The sequence below is a fragment of the Streptomyces sp. NPDC052687 genome (assembly GCF_040678395.1).
In the GTDB taxonomy this organism is placed as follows: domain Bacteria; phylum Actinomycetota; class Actinomycetes; order Streptomycetales; family Streptomycetaceae; genus Streptomyces.
The window spans coordinates 53,579-69,398 of record NZ_JBFATR010000017.1 but is presented as its reverse complement, the minus strand read 5'-3'; the positions used below and the strand labels follow the sequence as shown (position 1 = coordinate 69,398).

General features: G+C 72.7%; 13 protein-coding genes. 3 read left to right on the top strand and 10 right to left on the bottom strand.

The window, feature by feature from the left end:
* Positions 1-8: 8 nt before the first annotated feature.
* Positions 9-1,061, bottom strand: a complete 1,053-nt coding sequence (locus AB0K92_RS16800) for a phytanoyl-CoA dioxygenase family protein (RefSeq protein ID WP_365923498.1) — start codon at positions 1,059-1,061, stop codon at positions 9-11.
* Positions 1,062-1,474: 413 nt separating this feature from the next.
* Between AB0K92_RS16800 and AB0K92_RS16795 the strand changes: the two genes are divergently transcribed.
* Positions 1,475-2,470 (top strand): zinc-binding dehydrogenase, encoded by a 996-nt coding sequence (locus AB0K92_RS16795; RefSeq protein ID WP_365923496.1) that lies wholly within the window; start codon positions 1,475-1,477, stop codon positions 2,468-2,470.
* Positions 2,471-2,481: 11 nt separating this feature from the next.
* Positions 2,482-3,444 carry a Gfo/Idh/MocA family oxidoreductase gene (locus AB0K92_RS16790; protein ID WP_365923494.1) on the top strand — a complete coding sequence of 321 codons (963 nt, stop codon included), beginning with the start codon at positions 2,482-2,484 and terminating at the stop codon, positions 3,442-3,444.
* On the opposite strand, the gene AB0K92_RS16785 is transcribed toward AB0K92_RS16790, so the two are convergent.
* Genes AB0K92_RS16785 through AB0K92_RS16760 form a run of 6 tightly spaced genes read right to left on the bottom strand, consistent with a single transcriptional unit; the run spans position 3,425 to position 11,367 of the window.
* On the bottom strand, positions 3,425-4,663 hold the full coding sequence (locus AB0K92_RS16785) for a galactosyltransferase-related protein (RefSeq protein WP_365923492.1): 1,239 nt from the start codon (positions 4,661-4,663) through the stop codon (positions 3,425-3,427). The two genes, AB0K92_RS16790 and AB0K92_RS16785, sit on opposite strands and share 20 nt — an antisense overlap.
* 30 nt (positions 4,664-4,693) lie before the next feature.
* Positions 4,694-5,572, bottom strand: a complete 879-nt coding sequence (locus AB0K92_RS16780) for a phytanoyl-CoA dioxygenase family protein (protein WP_365923490.1) — start codon at positions 5,570-5,572, stop codon at positions 4,694-4,696.
* 43 nt (positions 5,573-5,615) lie between these two features.
* Positions 5,616-6,833, bottom strand: coding sequence for a hypothetical protein (locus tag AB0K92_RS16775; protein WP_365923488.1), 1,218 nt, complete (start codon positions 6,831-6,833; stop codon positions 5,616-5,618).
* Complete coding sequence (locus tag AB0K92_RS16770) at positions 6,830-8,020, bottom strand: hypothetical protein (RefSeq protein WP_365923486.1); 1,191 nt, start codon at positions 8,018-8,020, stop codon at positions 6,830-6,832. The genes AB0K92_RS16775 and AB0K92_RS16770 overlap by 4 nt, the downstream gene beginning before the upstream one ends.
* Entirely contained in the window at positions 8,017-10,209 is a 2,193-nt protein-coding gene (locus tag AB0K92_RS16765) for a DegT/DnrJ/EryC1/StrS family aminotransferase (protein WP_365923484.1), read from the bottom strand. The genes AB0K92_RS16770 and AB0K92_RS16765 overlap by 4 nt, the downstream gene beginning before the upstream one ends.
* Positions 10,210-10,266: 57 nt before the next feature.
* Positions 10,267-11,367 (bottom strand): radical SAM protein, encoded by a 1,101-nt coding sequence (locus AB0K92_RS16760; RefSeq protein WP_365923482.1) that lies wholly within the window; start codon positions 11,365-11,367, stop codon positions 10,267-10,269.
* 411 nt (positions 11,368-11,778) lie between these two features.
* Here AB0K92_RS16760 and AB0K92_RS16755 point away from each other — a divergent pair, with 411 nt between their 5' ends.
* Positions 11,779-12,561 (top strand): AfsR/SARP family transcriptional regulator, encoded by a 783-nt coding sequence (locus tag AB0K92_RS16755; protein ID WP_365923480.1) that lies wholly within the window; start codon positions 11,779-11,781, stop codon positions 12,559-12,561.
* A 75-nt stretch (positions 12,562-12,636) separates the two neighbouring features.
* On the opposite strand, the gene AB0K92_RS16750 is transcribed toward AB0K92_RS16755, so the two are convergent.
* The 3 genes from AB0K92_RS16750 to AB0K92_RS16740 are packed head-to-tail and all read right to left on the bottom strand — an operon-like array spanning position 12,637 to position 15,817.
* Positions 12,637-13,854, bottom strand: coding sequence for an endonuclease/exonuclease/phosphatase family protein (locus AB0K92_RS16750; RefSeq protein WP_365923478.1), 1,218 nt, complete (start codon positions 13,852-13,854; stop codon positions 12,637-12,639).
* Entirely contained in the window at positions 13,851-14,855 is a 1,005-nt protein-coding gene (locus AB0K92_RS16745) for a glycosyltransferase family A protein (RefSeq protein ID WP_365923476.1), read from the bottom strand. Before AB0K92_RS16745 ends, AB0K92_RS16750 begins: the two co-directional genes overlap by 4 nt.
* 53 nt (positions 14,856-14,908) lie before the next feature.
* On the bottom strand, positions 14,909-15,817 hold the full coding sequence (locus AB0K92_RS16740; RefSeq protein ID WP_365923474.1) for a UbiA prenyltransferase family protein: 909 nt from the start codon (positions 15,815-15,817) through the stop codon (positions 14,909-14,911).
* Positions 15,818-15,820 lie beyond the last annotated feature (3 nt).

Below are 15,820 nucleotides of genomic sequence, written 5' to 3'. Positions count from 1 at the left end.
TCTCCGGTTCACCGCGCGGCCGGGCGTGCGCTCCAGGTGTCGGCGCCGAGCAGTCGCCGGCCGAGGTCGTTCAGTTCCGCGGGGCCGTATCTCAGGGACTCGTGCAGGCGGGCGTCGCCGAGCAGGGTGCGGTTCCAGTCGGGTGTGCTGAGGGTGCGCCATGACGTCACGCGGGACCGCCGCAGCTCCTCGTGCTCCTCCAGGGCGGGCATCATCGACAGGTACTGGACGGCTCGGACACCGTTGTCGGAGGTGTTGGGTGCGACGCCGTGCGCCAGCAGCCCGTTGAAGATCAGCAGGTCACCGGCCTGGAGTTCGGGTCGTACGACCGGGTACTCCGTCCGGTCCACGTCGGGTCTGATCGGGTCCCGGCCGGCGGGCTGAGCGGCCTGCCAGTCGTCGAAGCGGCAGAACAGCTTCGGGCAGCATTGGAAGCCGCCGAGTTCGGGCTGGGTGTCGTTGAGGGCGATGATGCCCTGCACCCGTTGGGGCAGCACGCTCAGCGTGGTGTCGATGTCCCAGTGCAGCTCGATGTCGAAGCCCTTGTCGGTGGGTTCGATCAGTGCGCGTGACCGGTTGCCGACGTTGGGCGGGTTGAGGTTGAGCCGGTCCAGGGTCACCCACAGTTCCTCGCAGTCCCACACGTCGACGAAGGCGTCGTACACCCGCTGGGTCTGCCGGCTGTCCCAGATGAGCTGGTGGTGGTAGGCCTCCAGGAAGCCGTAGACGTAGAGGTCGCGGTCGAGGTCGGAGCGGAACTCGCGCTCCTCGTACCAGGTTTCGGGGCGGTCGGGGTCGAGCCCGGAGAACTGCCAGGCGAACTCCAGCAGTCCCTTCGCCGCACCGGGGGATATCGCCTCGCGCACCACGACGTACCCGTACGTCTGCCAGAAACGGAAGTCCTCCTCGGACAGCACGCGCAGGGGCCGCGTCTTGCGGAGGTGCCGCAGCTGTGTCTGCGCCAGATAGGTCTCCGCGTCCGCGCTGAAGTACGGCCGGTCCGAGGCCGCTCTGTACAGGTGGGGGTGGGACGTCGTCGTGTGGGGGTGGGACGTCGTCATGCTGTCACTCCAGAGCTCAGTCGGATGTGGCATGGGAAGCGGGCGGTGGGATCGGTCGGCCACGCGGGGCTGCGTCGAAGCGCTCGGTCGACGTGTCGTGTGTCGCGGGAAACCGGACGACGCCGCACACGGCCGGTCAGGCGGCACCCGGCGGACCACCACCCGGCATCAGCGGCGGCACTGCCGCGGACGGCCTCGGGCGTTCCACGAGTCCGGGCACTCGGCGAGAGGAACCCTGACCGGCATTGGTCTATGCCAAAAAGATATTGGACTGCACCAGCGGGGAGCGTCAAGAGTATTCTGCAACGGCGTCCGAACCCCGACTCGCCCTGCCCGCAGCCGTGTTGGGCCCACCGCGACAGCCGTCCGAGCTGCCATGACGCCAGCACGCCGAGCCGGCGAGAAGGAGAACCGTGCGACGATACGAGCTGGTCGGCAGGCGCGACATACGCCTGGTGCGCGACGCCCCGGTGCCGGTGCCGGGCCCCCTGGAGGTGCTGGTCCGGGTCCGCGCCTGCACCGTCTGCAACCGCAGCGACCTCGCCTACTACCACTACTACGGACTGCGCGAGCACTGCGCGCAGGGCTGCTTCGGACACGAGATCGCCGGCGTGGTCGAGGCGGTGGGCGCCGGTGTCACCCGCGTCGAGCCCGGCCGGCGCGTCTTCGTCCGTACGCCGTTGACCTCCGGGTACGCCGAGTACGCGCTGGCCCGTGAGGTGGCCGTGGGCAGGCTCCCGGACGACGTGCCCTTCGAGCAGGGCGCGATCCTGCAGCTCCTGCCGCTCGCCGTGCACGCCACCCGGGGTGTCCGGCTCGGCGACCGGGTCGTCGTCGTCGGCCAGGGCCCCGTCGGGCTGATGGCGCTGCGCATGGCGGCACTGCGCGGTGCCGCGCACCTGACCGCGGTCGACCTCGACGCGTGGCGGCTGGAGCGCTCCGCGCGGCTCGGCGCCGACACCACCCGGCACGTCGACGGGACACCTGAGCAATTGCTGGGTGTGGGCGCGGAGTTCGACGTGGCGGTGGACGCCGTGGGCACCCCCACCACGCTGAACGCCTGTGTGCGTCTCGTCCGGCAGAACGGTCTCGTCGTGATGCTCGGCACCCACCACGTCGACACCCACGTCACCGTCGACCTGGTGACCTGGGAGCGCAAGGGACTGCGGGTGCACAGCTCGGCCGAACCGCTCGACACGGCGCGGGCCGAAGCGCTCGCGGTGGCCGAACGGCTGGCGGCGGGGCGGGAGTTGTTCCTGCCCGATCTGCTCACTCACACGTACGCCCTCGACGAGCTGCCGAAGGCGATGGAGCATCTGTCGGCGAGCCGCGTGCTGTACCCGGACGCGGAGCGGGCCCCGTACGACGGCCCGCCGCGCGAGACGCTCAAGGTCGCGATCATCCCGTGAGGGCCCCGGAGATGAGGTGGGGCATCGCCGGCTACGGCGACGTCGTGGAGCGCCGCGTGCTGCCGGCCATGCGCCTGCTGGGTCATGTGCCCCTCTTCGTGTGCGGACGCGACGCCCGGCGCGCGCGGGCGTCCGCCACGCGTTGGGGGATCCCCGCGTCCGGCACCGACCCGCGCGCTTTGCTCACCGGTGTCGACGCGGTGTACGTGGCCACTCCCGTCGTGGGCCATGTGCCGCTGGCCCGGCAGGTGCTGGAGGCGGGACTCGCGGTTCTGGTCGAGAAGCCGCTGGCCGGCTCGCTGCCCGTCGACTCCTCCCCCGTCACCGGTGCGGGACGTCGCGCGGGTGTCGCGTACTACCGCCGGCTCGCACCCGTCGTCCGGCGGCTGCGCTCGGAGCTGACCGGGTGGACGCCCGAGCGGGTGGACGTGCGGTTCCGGTGCGCGTTCGCACCGGGTCCCGGGCATCCGATGCGGTGGCGCACCTACCCCGCGGTGTCCGGAGGGGGTGTGCTCGCCGACGCGGGCAGCCACCGGCTGGACCTGCTGCTGATGCTGTGGGGCCGTCCCGCACGGGTCAGGGCGCGTCTGGACCGCCGGTTCGCGGCGGGCGCCGAACGGCGGGCCGAGCTGGAGCTCGACTGGCCCGGAACGCGGGCGCACTGCCTGTTCGAATGGGACGACGCGCCTCCCGTCGACCGCCTGGCGCTGTACGGCCCCGACCGCTCCCTCGTCCTGGACCCGCTGGACCGCGGCGAGCTGACCGTGACGGGGCCCGGCGGTGTGCGGCGCGAGACGCACCCGCCGCACGGCAACCCTCATGTGCCGTTGCTCGCGGACTTCGCCGCCGCCGTGCGGGAGGGGCGTCCGCCGGTGTGCCCGGCGGCCGAGGGCGCGCTGGTCGACGATGTCATCAGGGCCGCGGAGCGGTCCGCGGCCCTGGACGGCGCCCCGGTCAGGCCGGGCCAGGACTGAACTTCCGCGGGTCGCCGTAGGCGTGCGCCGCCGTCCGGACCATGGGCTGGAGGTGGGCGTTGAACGGTTGCCCGTCCTCGCGGGTCATCTCGGGGCGGGGGTGGTTCAGGTGCAGCAGGTCGTCGTCGAAGCGCACCAGAGGCGCCGCGGCGGACAGCCTGGCCACCACGTCGTCGTCCTCGCCGCCCCAACCCTCGAAGCGCTCGTCGAACCCTCCCACCGTGTGGAACAGGCCGGTGCGCAGCCACACGCAGCCGCCGGGCGGTTCCCGCAGCAGCAGACCCCGCAGCACCGAGCCGGGCACCTCGGCCGCGCCCTCGCCGACGCGCAGGGCGAGGGCGCGCAGGGTGGAGGGCTCGTCGAGGGACAGCGACCAGCGGAACGGCAGGTGGCTGCCGTGTGCGCCGTCGCGCAGCCGCGCGGTGTTGCGGGCGACGAAGTGCCGGTCCACGAGGATGTCGGCGTCCAGCACGCAGGTGTAGCGGGGGTCGCCCGGTGCCGACATCACGCCGACGTTGACCGCCCACGCCTTGTTGAACAGGCCGTCCTTGGGGGCGAAGACGTAGTCGTCGACGAGTCCCGCCACCGCCTCGCGCGTGCGGGGCTCGACGTCGGTCTCCACCACGGTCACCCGGTGCGCGGGACCGTCGGCCTGGTCGGCGAGGGCCCGCAGGCAGGCCAGCAGGTTGCGGGTCCGCAGCCCGCCCTCGCGGTCGCGGAAGGGGATCACGATGTGCGCCGGCGCGCCGGCGGGATCGGGGGATGCAGGGGACTCGGCGGGCTTCGACGGCTCAGAGGGCTCGGGGATGTCAAGGGCCTTGGGGTTCTCCGAAAGGTAGTCGGTGCCGAGGTGATAGTCGATCCAGATCCGCTCGTCGGCGCCGGCCACGAGGCGGGCCGACTCGGCGGCCTGGTGGGGGCGTTGGCGGAGGAGGGTGGTCAGGGAGGTCCGCAGATCCCGCTGCGCGGGCACGTGCGTGGGGTTCCCGGTCACCGCGGCGTAGGCCGAGGCGGCGGGTGAACCGGTGACGAGCGCGGCGAGGGCGGCGTCGACCGCGCGGTAGTGGTCCTCGCTCTTCGCCCAGTAGTCGGCGGCGATCTGCGGGACGGCGGGGTCGTGGGCCAGCACGGCGTAGGCGGTCAGCCGTCCGGCCAGTTCGTCTGCGGCGTCGGCGGCGTCGTCGGCGGCGGCGGCGGCCGGTCCGTGGGTGGGCGTCATGGGTGGGCTCCGTTCGGCTGCGCTCGGGGGTCAGGCTCCGTCGTCGGCCGACCAGGGCCGCTGCCAGCGGTCGTCGGGTCTGTCACCGGAGCGGATGAACCGGACGTCGACGGACAGGCGCATGGCGTCGGTCGTCGTGTCCAGCGACGCGTGGATGATTTGCGGCACGTGCACCAGCAGGTCACCGGCCGCGAAGTCGGCGCACAGCCAGCGGCGGCCGAGCCGGCGGGCCGTCAGCGCGAGGTCGTGGGAGATGGGCCGCCGGTCGTGCGGGCGGTCCGTGACGTCGCGCAGCGGCCGGTAGTCCTCGGGTGCCAGGGTGTGGGAGCCGTCCAGGTAGATCAGCGGACCGGTGGCGACCGGGCAGTCGCCGACCGGGATCCACATGGTCAGCACCCGGGGCGGGGCGGCGTCCAGGTAGTCCATGTCGACATGGGCGCGTGAGGCGCGGCCCGAGCCGCGGTGGAAGTGCCGGAGGATGCGCCGGGGCAGCATCTCGGAGGGGCCGCCGAGCAGGTCGTCGGCGATCGTCCGCAGTCGCTCGTCCGCCAGGAACCGCTCGAAGGGCGCCGACCGGACGAAGGCGTGCGCGGGGTGCCCGGCCACCCCGTGCTCCGGCAGCCCTTCGGGAACGGTGCCCGAGAAGAGGCCGTCCTGCGGCCGGGTGCCCGGCTTGAGGTAGCCGGGCGGAAAGAGGGAGAAGTACTCGTGGCGCAGGCGCAGCACCTCGGAGCGGTCCAGGACGCCGGGCAGGTACAGATAGCCGTCGGAACGCAGCCGTCGCCGCAGGGCGGCCGGATCGCCGAGGCGGTCGGCGCTGGGCCTGAGCGGTCCGAAGAGGTCCGGGGAGAAGGGGATGGGCAGGCCGTTGGAGTACAGCTCGGCGACCGGTGGTGCGGAAAGCGTCATGATCGGGGTCCTTGGTGTCGAGGGGGCCGGCGTGGGCGGTCCGTCAGTAGACGCCCTCCGTGGCCTCCTCCGTGGCCTCTCCCGTGTACGGCCGTACGGCCGCCACTCCGTCCCAGGGGAACCAGGGGTGCGGGCCCGTCCGGACGGCGCTGTCGCGCTCCAGGAGATGGGGGATGAACAGGTCTTCCAGGAGGGTCGTGGCCCGTACCCGGCCGCGCTCCCCCACGGCCACCTGCCGCCAGGGGTCGCGCGGATCGACGACGGTGAGCACGGCGAAGGGCGGCGGCAGATGGTAGGTGTGCGTGACCCGCTCGCCGGGCTCCGCGTCCGCGGGGGCGTCCGGTCCGGGCGCGATGACGCCCGCCACGGTCGTGCCCGGGACCAGGTCCGCCTGGAGCGCGTGGCCCACGAGCGTGTTGCCGTAGGTGTCGATCCACTGGACGCCCGCCAGGTGTTCGGCGCGCAGGAACTCCGCCTCCGCCGGGGTGCAGGACGTACCGCCGGTGCACACCGCGCGCACGCCGTACGTGTGCAGCGGGCGGGGCAGCCGCATGGCCAGTTCGACGAGCAGCCGGGAGGTGGTGAACAGCAGCCGCGGGCGTTCCGCGGTGAGCAGGTGGAGGGTCTGGGCGATCAGGTGGTCGGTGTACGCGCCGGTGTCGCCGCCCGCCCGCAGTGCCGCTTTGACCCAGCGCGGATCGAAGTCGATGGAGTGCACCGCGCCCCGCCAGCTGTCCGCCAGGGCCTCGACGAAGTGCCCGTAGGCGTGCGGCCCCATCGGGGTCATCGCCAGGACGTCACCGCCGAGGAGGCCGCGCGCCTCCAGCATGGTCCGGTAGATCTCCACGTCGAGGGCGAGCCGGGTGACGTTGACGACGCGGCACGGGGTGCCGGTCGTGCCGCCGGTCTCGAAGACGCGGAAGGGCCGGTCGCTGAAGCCGCGCGGGATGAGGTCGCGGGCGCGGGCGGCGCGCAGTCGCGCCTTGTCGAAGAGTCCGAACAGCCGCAGGTCCGCGAAGCCGTGGACGTCCCGCAGCGGGTCGAAGCCGAGGGTGTCGCGCCGGGAGAGCCAGAACGGGGATCCGGTCTCGGAGGAGAAGTGCCACTGCATCATGCGGCGGGTCCAGGTGTCGAGGTCGACGGCGAGGTGCGGTACGCGCTCCCGCATGACGTCGTGGACGGCCGTCGTGTCCCGCGCGGGGGTGCCGCTCGGTGGGCCGGGCACGCCGGGCGGCCGGGTGCCTGGTGCGGTCGTCGTCATGGGGTCCTCCTCGGTGCCGCCGGCTGCGGCGGTTCGTACACGAACAGGGATCCGGCCGCGATCCGCGCGGCGTCGCGCTCGCTCGCGCGCACCACGGCGGCGAACGGGAAGGGCACCTCGTGGCCGATCAGCGGGTGCTCCGGCGGGTCCTCGGAGCCGTCGCCGACGAGCACCAGGTGCGGTGTCGCGCAGGGGGCGCCGTCGGGTCCGGCGACGACCGGCGGCCGGCGGGTCAGCAGCCGGTCCCCCGGCCGCATCCGCTCGGCGACGGAACGGGTCGCGTGGTGCGCGGCGCCGGGTTCCCGGCTGACGGTCAGCGGCAGGCTGACCGGATCGAGCGCGTCGAGCGCGGCGGCCAGCCGGGCTGCCAGGGGCTCGGCGGGGCCGGCGCACACGACGGTGCGCACGTTGCTGCAGAACCGTCCCGCGTCGGCCGCGATGAGCGGCACCAGCCACTCGACGGCCCGGTCCGCGGGCATCCTGGCGGGTACGAGCGCGCAGCCGCGCCCGGGTCCGTGCAGGGTCAGGCCGGGCAGGGCGGTGACGGACCGGGCCAGGCCCGAGCCGCCGAAGACCACCTGCCGGTCGGTCCGGCGGATCAGGCCGGGGAGGGCGCCCTGGACGGTCGGGTACAGGGCGATCCGCTCGGCGGGCCATCCGGCCCGCAGCAGGGCGGCCACCAGGCGGGCCGCGGACAGTGGCTCGCGGCGGCTGGGCCGTACCCATACGGCCGCGGACCGCTCGACCTGGTCGAGTACGGCGGCGAGGCAGGTGAACGTGTTGCCGGGCAGCGCGACCAGCGCGAGCGCCCCGTCGTGCGCGGGCGGCGGCCGCTCGGTGAGGGCGGCGCGCAGCATGCCGCACCAGCGGTCGGTCAGTGCCGGCGGGATCCCGGCGGTGCGCCACAGGGCCGCGCGGAAGCCGGCGCCGCTCTGCGGTCCGAGCCCGCCGATGTCGAGGACGCCGTCCTCGAACGTGTCGAGCGCGGTCAGGAGCAGTGCCCTGCGGTCGTCCGGCGCGGCGGGCAGTGCGGGCGCCACGGTGTCCCACCGGCGGCGGTCGGCGGCGACGACCAGCTCGGGGACGAGGGCCAGTCGCACCGCCGTGTCCCCGGGCAGTGGCGCGGTGTCGAGCGACGGGTGCCAGGCACCCCGCCGGAAGGCGTGCAGGAGGGCGCCGGACGTCACGGCAGTTCACTGCGCAGCGCGGAGACCACCCGGACCTGCTCGGCGTGGGTGAGGGACGGATACAGGGGCAGGGCGATGTGGTGCCGGGCGAACCACCGGGCTCGCGGGTGGTCCCCGGGCTCGGCGCGGCCGGCGAAGAAGGGATGGTCGCACAGCAGGTGGTCGTACACCTCGCCGGCGAGGTGGATGCCGTGCCGTTCGCGCAGCCGCTTCTTCAGCAGGGTGCGGTCGGTGGACTCGTCCAGGTACACCAGGTACTTGTAGTAGTTGCTGTTCACCTCGCCGGGCATGGTGTGGGGCCGCGCCCCGGGCACGGAGGCCAGCAGGTCGTCGTAGTGTGCGGCGAGGTCCCGGCGGGCGGCCAGGGTGCGGCCGAAGCGTTCCAGGTCCACGGTGCCGACGGCGGCGTGCAGTTCGCTCATCCGCCAGTTGCCGCCGGGCCGGTCGTGCAGGGTGGAGCCGGGCGCGCTCTTGCCGTGGTCCCGCCAGCGCCGTACGTGGTCGAGGTCGCCGGTGTCCGCGCAGCTGAGCAGTCCCCCCTCGCCGCTGGTCGCGACCTTCGTCGGGAAGAAGGAGAACGCGCCGAAGCGGCCGAGGCCGCCCGCCGGGCGGTCGCCGAGCGTGCTGCCGAAGGCGTGGGCGGCGTCCTCCAGCACCGGGATGCCGCGTGCGCGGCACTGGTCGAGGACGCCGTCGAGCGCCGGTGCGACGATGCCGCCGATGTGGACGGGCACCACGGCGGCGGTGTCCGGGTGGCGGTCGAGCGCCGCGGTCAGTGCCTGGGGGTCCATGCCGAGGCCGTCGAGTTCCAGGTCGACGAAGCCGACTCGGGCGGCTCCGGCCCGCACGGCCGCCGCGGCCGTGGCGAAGAAGGTGTTGGCGGGCACGAGGACGGTGCGTCCGCGCACGCCGATCACGCGGAGGGCGATCTCCAGGGCGGCGGAGCCGGAGGCCACGGCGGCACCGGGGCGGCCGGTCCACTGCCGGGTGAGGTCCTCGAACCGGGTGACCAGTGGTCCCTGCGTGAGCACACCCGACCGGAGCGCGGCGTCCACCCGGTCGGTGACGGCGCGCCGTTCGTGCACGTCGAACCGGACGCGCTGGGCGGGCACGCCGGCCGGGGCCGACGGGGGCTGGGCGAGGGCCCGGGTGAAGAAGTCCACGGCGTGGGCGACGTCGGTGCCGTGCCCCATGGGCAGTTCGCGTATCTCGGGGGCCGGCGCGTGGGCCGCGGCGTAGGTCTCGGCGACCGCCCGGCCGGCGGCGCGGGCGTCGTCGGTGTCGAGGTACGGGTCACAGGTGCCGAACTGCAGCTGGAGCGGTGCGGGGGCGAGCGCGCCGTAGAGGGCGGGCAGATCGGTGTGTTCCAGGATGCCCGGCAGCACCGCGCCCTCGAAACCGGTCAGCTGCCGCGCGTACAGGCAGGCGTAGGAACCGAGGTGGCCGGCCGCGCAGAGCGGCGGCTCGCCCTCGGTGAGCAGCGCGGTGTGCAGGGCGACGGCCGCGCCGAGGCTGTGCCCGAACAGTCCGACCCGGCCGCCGTCCACGCGCTCGTGCGTCCGCAGCAGTTCCAGGACCGCGAGGGCGTCGCCGGTCAGGGCGCCGAGCAGGGAGCGGCCGGTGAGCGTGAAGGCGTGGGCGAGCAGGGTCCCCTCGTCGCGTCCGGCGAGCCGCTGCTGGTCGAAGCCGCCGGTGAGGGCGTACTCGAAGGTGAGGGTGGTGAATCCCGCGCGGGCGAGGTGTTCCGCCATGTTGCGGTCCGGGTGGTCGGGGACGACCTCGCCGGTGAGCTGTTCCCGGCGGGCGTTCTTCCCGCCCAGGACCAGGATGCCGGGGCGGGGCGCGGGCTCGGATCCGGACGCGGATTCGGCCTCGGACTCGGGCTCGGCCTTGGGCTTGGGCTCGGCCTTGGGCTTGGGCTCGGCCTTGGGCTCGGGTGAGAGCAGGGTGGCCAGGAACTCACCGCGCAGGGGGGAATCGAGGACCCACTGCTCCCGGTGCAGCCCGTCGCGCACCTCGGTGTCGGTGTGGACGACGCGTACCGGGACGCGCTCCACGCGGGCCAGCCGTTCGACGGTGGAACGGATCCGGTGGGAACGGGCGGCGGCCGGCTCGGTGTCGGAGCCGGGAGCGGACGGTGCGGGCGTCGGCCGGGCTTCGAGGAGCCGGGCCAGGTGGCGGATCTGCATGGCGAGTCGGGCACCAGGTTCTGTGAGACGGCAGAGGGGTCACCGGGCGGCGGTGCCTCAGACGAAGTCCTCGTGCAGCGTGCTCGGCACCTCCACCGCATAGGCGTCCAGTGCCTGGTCCAGCTGGATCTGGCCGCGGTGCAGCCGCTCCAGCAGTTCGTTCTGCGGGCGGTAGAAGCAGGACTTGCACAGGTCGGTGCGGCGGGGGTTGGCGGCCTCCCACGCGGCGCGGGGGCCGCCCTCCAGGACGTCGAGGTAGCCCTGGTCGAGCACGTTGCCGATCAGGTAGCGGCTGTTGAGGTGGACCTGGGGGCAGGGGTAGAGGTTGCCGTCGGCGCCGACGGCGGTGACGAAGCGGCTGTAGTGGCAGCGCTCGAAGTCGCCCTCCACCGTCTCGACCCGGTCCATCGGGCCCCGGTCGAGCTTGGGGATCGACACCTCGAAGTCGTCCGTGGAGAGCGCCTTGGCCTCGCTGAGGGCGGCCGTGATCTCCGGCATGACCGCTTCGATGGTCTCGTGCCCCAGGGCGCTGTAGAACTCCGGCTCGAACCGGACGTAGTGCGCGCCGGCCTCCCGGCCGATGCGGGCCGCCTGGAGGATCTCCCGGTGGTTGCGCTCGGTGATGACGAAGTTGAAGCCGATCCGGAAGTCCGGGGCCACCGCGGCCTCGCGCAGTCGTCCCACCGTCTCGACGAAGGAGGCGAACGTGCGCTCCCGGTCGCGGGTGATGGCGTTGTAGGTGGCCTCGGTGCCCGCGTTGAGTCCGATGCGGACCCAGGTGTGCGTGGCGACGACGGTGTCGGCGACGGCCGGGCGGCCCAGCCTGGACCCGTTGGTGATCAGTCCGATGCGCAGCCCCGCGTCGTGGGCGGCGCGGGTGATCTCGGCGTACCCGGGGTGGATGGTGCACTCGCCGCTGCCGCAGAACGTCACCGCGCGGCCGTCGTTCGCTGCGAACTCCCGCATCAGGGTCACGGCCTTGTCCGTGGGGATGGCGTCCTTGAACGAGAACAGGTCGTAGAACTGCTCCTCGTTCGGGGAATGGAAGTTGCAGAAGTGACAACGCTGGTTGCAGGCACCCATGATGCCGATCCGCATATGGATCGGTTTGAAGTCCTCATCGGCGACGAACCGCCGCAGCAGTTCTCCATGGGCCATCACTTTTTGCGGGGAATGAGCCTGGTCGAGGCTGACGACGGGCAATTCCGTCCTGCCGTCCGCGGTTACCTCCGTAGGATTTCCAGCGCTTCCGGCAATATTCACGATCCCCCCAAGTGCAGCCAACTGGTCGGGTGTTCGATTGGTGCAGACCAACCGTAGAGAGGCGTTCGTGACGCTGTCAACCAGCCGTTCGCACCGGACTGTTGCCCCGAGAAGCACCCCGCCAACCTGCATCGACTCAGGTCGTGGGCGTTATCGGAAGAAGATCTCCCTTGACAGTGCACATTGGTCCACACCAGGCTGTCCCGGGGTCCGGCCCGAACCCGGAAACCATTCCTGCTCAGAAAGCAGGCCGGCGGGGAGCGCACAGCCGATACCAGACTCGAAAGCTCTAGGTACGGGGGACACATGCCTGTCATTTTCAAAATTCTCGGCCCGCCGAGCGTCTCGGTCGACGGGAAATTAGTGCCCATCGGCGGGCGGCGGTCCCGGATCGTCCTCGCCGTGCTGGCCCTGGAGGCGAACTGGGCGGTGCCGGTCAGCGACCTCGTGGATGCCGTATGGGGCTCCTCGCCCCCCACCAGCGCCCGCACCCAGATTCGCATCTGCATATCCTCGATGCGCCGGAATTTCGCGGCGGCCGGCGCTCCGGACCTGATCGAGACCCACCCGCAGGGCTACCGGCTGCGGCTGGCCGAGGACCAGCTGGACGCCATGATCTTCGAGGCCCGCGTACGCCGGGCGAGGACCCTGTCCGCGGGCGGCCACCTGGAGGAGGCCGCCGACACCCTGCGCCAGGCCCTGTCCCTGTGGACCGGCCCCGCCCTCGTGGGTCTGACGAGCCCGCCCGTGGAGTCCGGCGCGCGCCGTCTGGAGGAGGCACGGCTGCGGGCGGTGGAGGAGCGGGTCCGGCTTGACCTGGAGCTGGGCCGGCACCAGGACGTCATCGGCGAGCTGATGCAGCTGGTCGCGGACCACCCCTACCGGGAACATCTGCACGCTCAGCTCATGCTGGGGCTCTACCGCTCGCACCGCACGGCCGAGGCGCTGGAGGTCTACCGGCGGATCCGCACCACCCTGGTCGAGGAACTGGGCATCGAACCGGGTCCGGAGCTGGCCGAGCTGGAGAAGTCGATCCTGCTGGGCATGGAGCGGGACCAGGTCGTCGTCGACGGGGCGCGGGCGAGCTGAGCCGCGCCGCGCCCGCGCCGCCTCCTCCCGGCCCGCTCACAGCGACAGCCACCGGTCCCGCTCCTCCCGGCCCGCTCACAGCGACAGCCACAGGTCCTGCAACTGGTGCTCGGACAGCCCGTCGGAGGACCGCAGGTCGTACCGGTGCACCCGGACCGGGCCGGCCGTGAACGCCCAGTCCACCCGCCACAGCGGCAGCGGCCGGTTGAACACGCTGTCCCACTCGAAACCGGTGGGGGCACTGAACTTCCAGCTCAGCGGGAGGAAGTCGTCGTTGGCCCGCAGGGCGTCGTCGGCCCGCTCCTTCAGGCCGTCCATGTCGCGCATGGAGTCCGTCGCGTTGAAGTCCCCGGCGATCACGGTGGGATGGGGATTGCGGTCGAGGTCCCGCTCCAGGCCGCGGAACTCCTCCTGCCGCCAGGCGAACTTGCGGGCGAAGTACGCGTCGTAGTCGTAGCCCGAGAAGGGGTTGAGGTTGTCGACGGCGAGCGGCACCGTGATGTGGACGTTGTAGACGCTCAGGATCTCGTCGCCGACCTTCAGGTCCGTGCGCATCACCTTGTCGCGGGCGAAGACCCGGCTGAAGGGGGTCCCGGGGCGGGCGTCCAGCTCGGCCCCGGGACCGACGGGCGGCTGGGCGACGATCGGGAACCGGGACAGGGTCAGCAGCTCCCCCCGGCGGGCGATGTGGTAGCCGGGGAACTCCGCGCGCAGCCGGGCGTTGTCGCGCAGCTCCCGGTAGCCGTCCTCGCCGAGGCCGGGCTGCCAGATCACGTGTTCCTGGAGGAGGTAGACATCGGCCGGGTACCGGTGCAGCAGCGCGTAGACGTTCTCGGGGCTGGAGGCCTGGCCCCAGTACTGGGTGTTGAGCGAGACCACGTGCAGCGCGCCCGGCGGTACCTTCCCCGGGTCGCGCCACAGCGCGGGCCAGTTCAGCCCGGAGCCGGTGACCAGCGCCAGCAGCAGCGCGGCCGCGGTGAGGCCTGCGGCCCACGGCCGCCGTCGGCCGCAGGCGGCCGCACTGGCCACGAGCAGGACGAACGGGACGCCCATCAGCAGCAGCGGAGGCGCCGCGTCCAGCAGGATCGCCCAGTGCCACCGTCCGCTGACCAGCCACCGGACGACGGCGTACAGCAGCCAGAGGGCGGCCACGGCCACGAGGACCCGCCCGTACCACAGCCGCAGCAGCCGCCCGGTACGACGCAGCCGGGTCCCGCCGGTGCCGGGCCGGGCCGGGGGCGGCCCGGCGGCCTCGTCGGTCCGCGGGTCGGCGACCGCCGGTTCGGACGTCACGCGGTCACCTCGCGGCGGTACATGCGGCGGAAGCGGCGGCTGAACGCCCACTGGGTCAGTCCGACCGCGAGGCCGGCGACGACCGCCGTGTTCATCAGCAGGTGGCAGCCGATGAAGAACAGCAGGAAACCCACGCCGCGTTGCCGGGCGACGAAGACGTACTGTCCCAGGTCCGCCAGGACGAACAGGACGAGCGCGACCGCCGGCACCACCGCGGCGGGCGGCCACACCGCCACCGTCGGCAGACTCACCAGCGTCAGCGCCGCCAGCACGGACGCCGCCGCGCGCCCGCCCGTCTCCATGCCCTGCATGGCGCGGCCCCGGTCGAGGTAGAACGGCACCCGCAGCCGGCTGCGCACGAACGCCTTGCGCAGCAGGGGGCGCATCTCGGTCTCGTCGGCGAGACGGCCCCGGATGCGGGAGGTCAGCAGCATGGGGTGCAGCGCGGCGAGCCGTTCCGCGTGATCGATCTCCTCGGTCTGGCGCAGCGCGGGGTTGAACCAGCCCGCCTTCAGGAAGGCGGACCGGCGGACCGCGCCGAGAGCGTAGTAGCCGCCGCTGACCAGGCCCTCGGCGCTCTTGCGCCAGTAGTGGTACTGGAGGATGCGGTAGTCGCACACCAGCCCCTCGTCGAACAGCGGCTCCTTGTCGGGGATGCCGAACACGGCGCCGTACGACGGGTTCTCCTCGAAGAGGGCGACGGCTTCGGCGACCGCTTCCGGGTGCATGGTCACGTCGGCGTCGAGGAAGAAGACGATGTCGCCACAGGCGTGCCGGACGCCCAGGTTGCGGGTGGCGCCCGGACCGCCGTTGCGCTCGGCGCGTACGAGCGTGACCGGGTGCCGCGCGGCGAGCGCGGCCGAGTCGTCCGTGCTGGAGTCGTCGACGACGATCACCTCCAGCTTGGGATATGTCTGCTCCCTGATGGAGTTCAGGCACAGGTCGATGGTGCGGCGGTCGTTGTACATGGGGACGACCACCGACACGAGGGGTGCGGCCATGGAATGGTCCTCGGTCGGATCGGAAGACTGGCGGAGGCGGGCCGGCCGCCGGACTAGGTGAGCTGGAAGACCAGCAGCAGCGCGGCCCAGAGGAGCGAGTTCGTCTGCATGACGCGGTCGCGCAGCAGGACGTGGACGGGGTTGCCGCCCTCGGCTTTGACCACCACGATCTGCAGGTACCGGAACAGCGCGAACAGCGCGCAGGGCGCGGTCAGCAGAGCGCCGGCCTCGTAACCGGACTCGGTGCGCAGGTACAGCAGGTAGCCGACCATGGTCACCGCCGAGCACATCACCAGCACCAGGTCCAGGAAGTGCGTGGAGTAGCCGACCAGCGCGGGCCGGTGTCCGGTGCCCGAGACGCTCAGTTCGTGGCGGCGCTTGCCGAGGATCAGCAGCAGGCACAGGGTCAGGACGGTGAGGACGAGCCAGCCGGAGACCGCCTGGCCGCCCGCCTCGTAACCGCCGAGCAGCCGCAGGACGAATCCGGTGGCGACGATGAACACGTCCAGCAGCGGAAGGTGCTTGAGGCGCCAGCTGTAGGCGGCGTTGACGACGAGGTAGACCAGGACCGCCCACGCGCCCTCGGGGGCGAGCAGCACCAGCAGCGGCACGAGCAGGACGGCGAGGGTGACGCCGAGGGCGGTCGCGGCCGTACGGCTGACCTGGCCCGAGGCGAGCGGCCGGTGGCGTTTGACGGGGTGGCGCCGGTCCCGCTCCACGTCCGCCATGTCGTTGACCACGTACACCAGCGACGAGGCGAGGACGAAGGCGAGCGTGGCGATGCCCACGCGGCCCGCGGCCTGCCAGCTCCACTCGGCGCCCAGCAGCGGCAGCGGCACCACCAGGAGGTTCTTCGGCCACTGAGCGGGGCGGACGAGGGCGATCAGGCCCGCCGTCGGGCTCCGCACCGGTGGGGTGTCCCCGGGTGTGACGGGCACGGCCCGTTCGTCCAGGAAGCTCATGGC

Bases quoted from the DNA above. Each gene is read 5' to 3' on its own strand.
- AB0K92_RS16800 (WP_365923498.1), bottom strand. From the start codon at position 1,061: ATGACGACGTCCCACCCCCACACGACGACGTCCCACCCCCACCTGTAC.
- AB0K92_RS16790 (WP_365923494.1), top strand. From the start codon at position 2,482: ATGAGGTGGGGCATCGCCGGCTACGGCGACGTCGTGGAGCGCCGCGTG.
- AB0K92_RS16785 (WP_365923492.1), bottom strand. From the start codon at position 4,663: ATGACGCCCACCCACGGACCGGCCGCCGCCGCCGCCGACGACGCCGCC.
- AB0K92_RS16780 (WP_365923490.1), bottom strand. From the start codon at position 5,572: ATGACGCTTTCCGCACCACCGGTCGCCGAGCTGTACTCCAACGGCCTG.
- AB0K92_RS16775 (WP_365923488.1), bottom strand. From the start codon at position 6,833: ATGACGACGACCGCACCAGGCACCCGGCCGCCCGGCGTGCCCGGCCCA.
- AB0K92_RS16765 (WP_365923484.1), bottom strand. From the start codon at position 10,209: ATGCAGATCCGCCACCTGGCCCGGCTCCTCGAAGCCCGGCCGACGCCC.
- AB0K92_RS16760 (WP_365923482.1), bottom strand. From the start codon at position 11,367: ATGGCCCATGGAGAACTGCTGCGGCGGTTCGTCGCCGATGAGGACTTC.
- AB0K92_RS16755 (WP_365923480.1), top strand. From the start codon at position 11,779: ATGCCTGTCATTTTCAAAATTCTCGGCCCGCCGAGCGTCTCGGTCGAC.
- AB0K92_RS16745 (WP_365923476.1), bottom strand. From the start codon at position 14,855: ATGGCCGCACCCCTCGTGTCGGTGGTCGTCCCCATGTACAACGACCGC.
- AB0K92_RS16740 (WP_365923474.1), bottom strand. From the start codon at position 15,817: ATGAGCTTCCTGGACGAACGGGCCGTGCCCGTCACACCCGGGGACACC.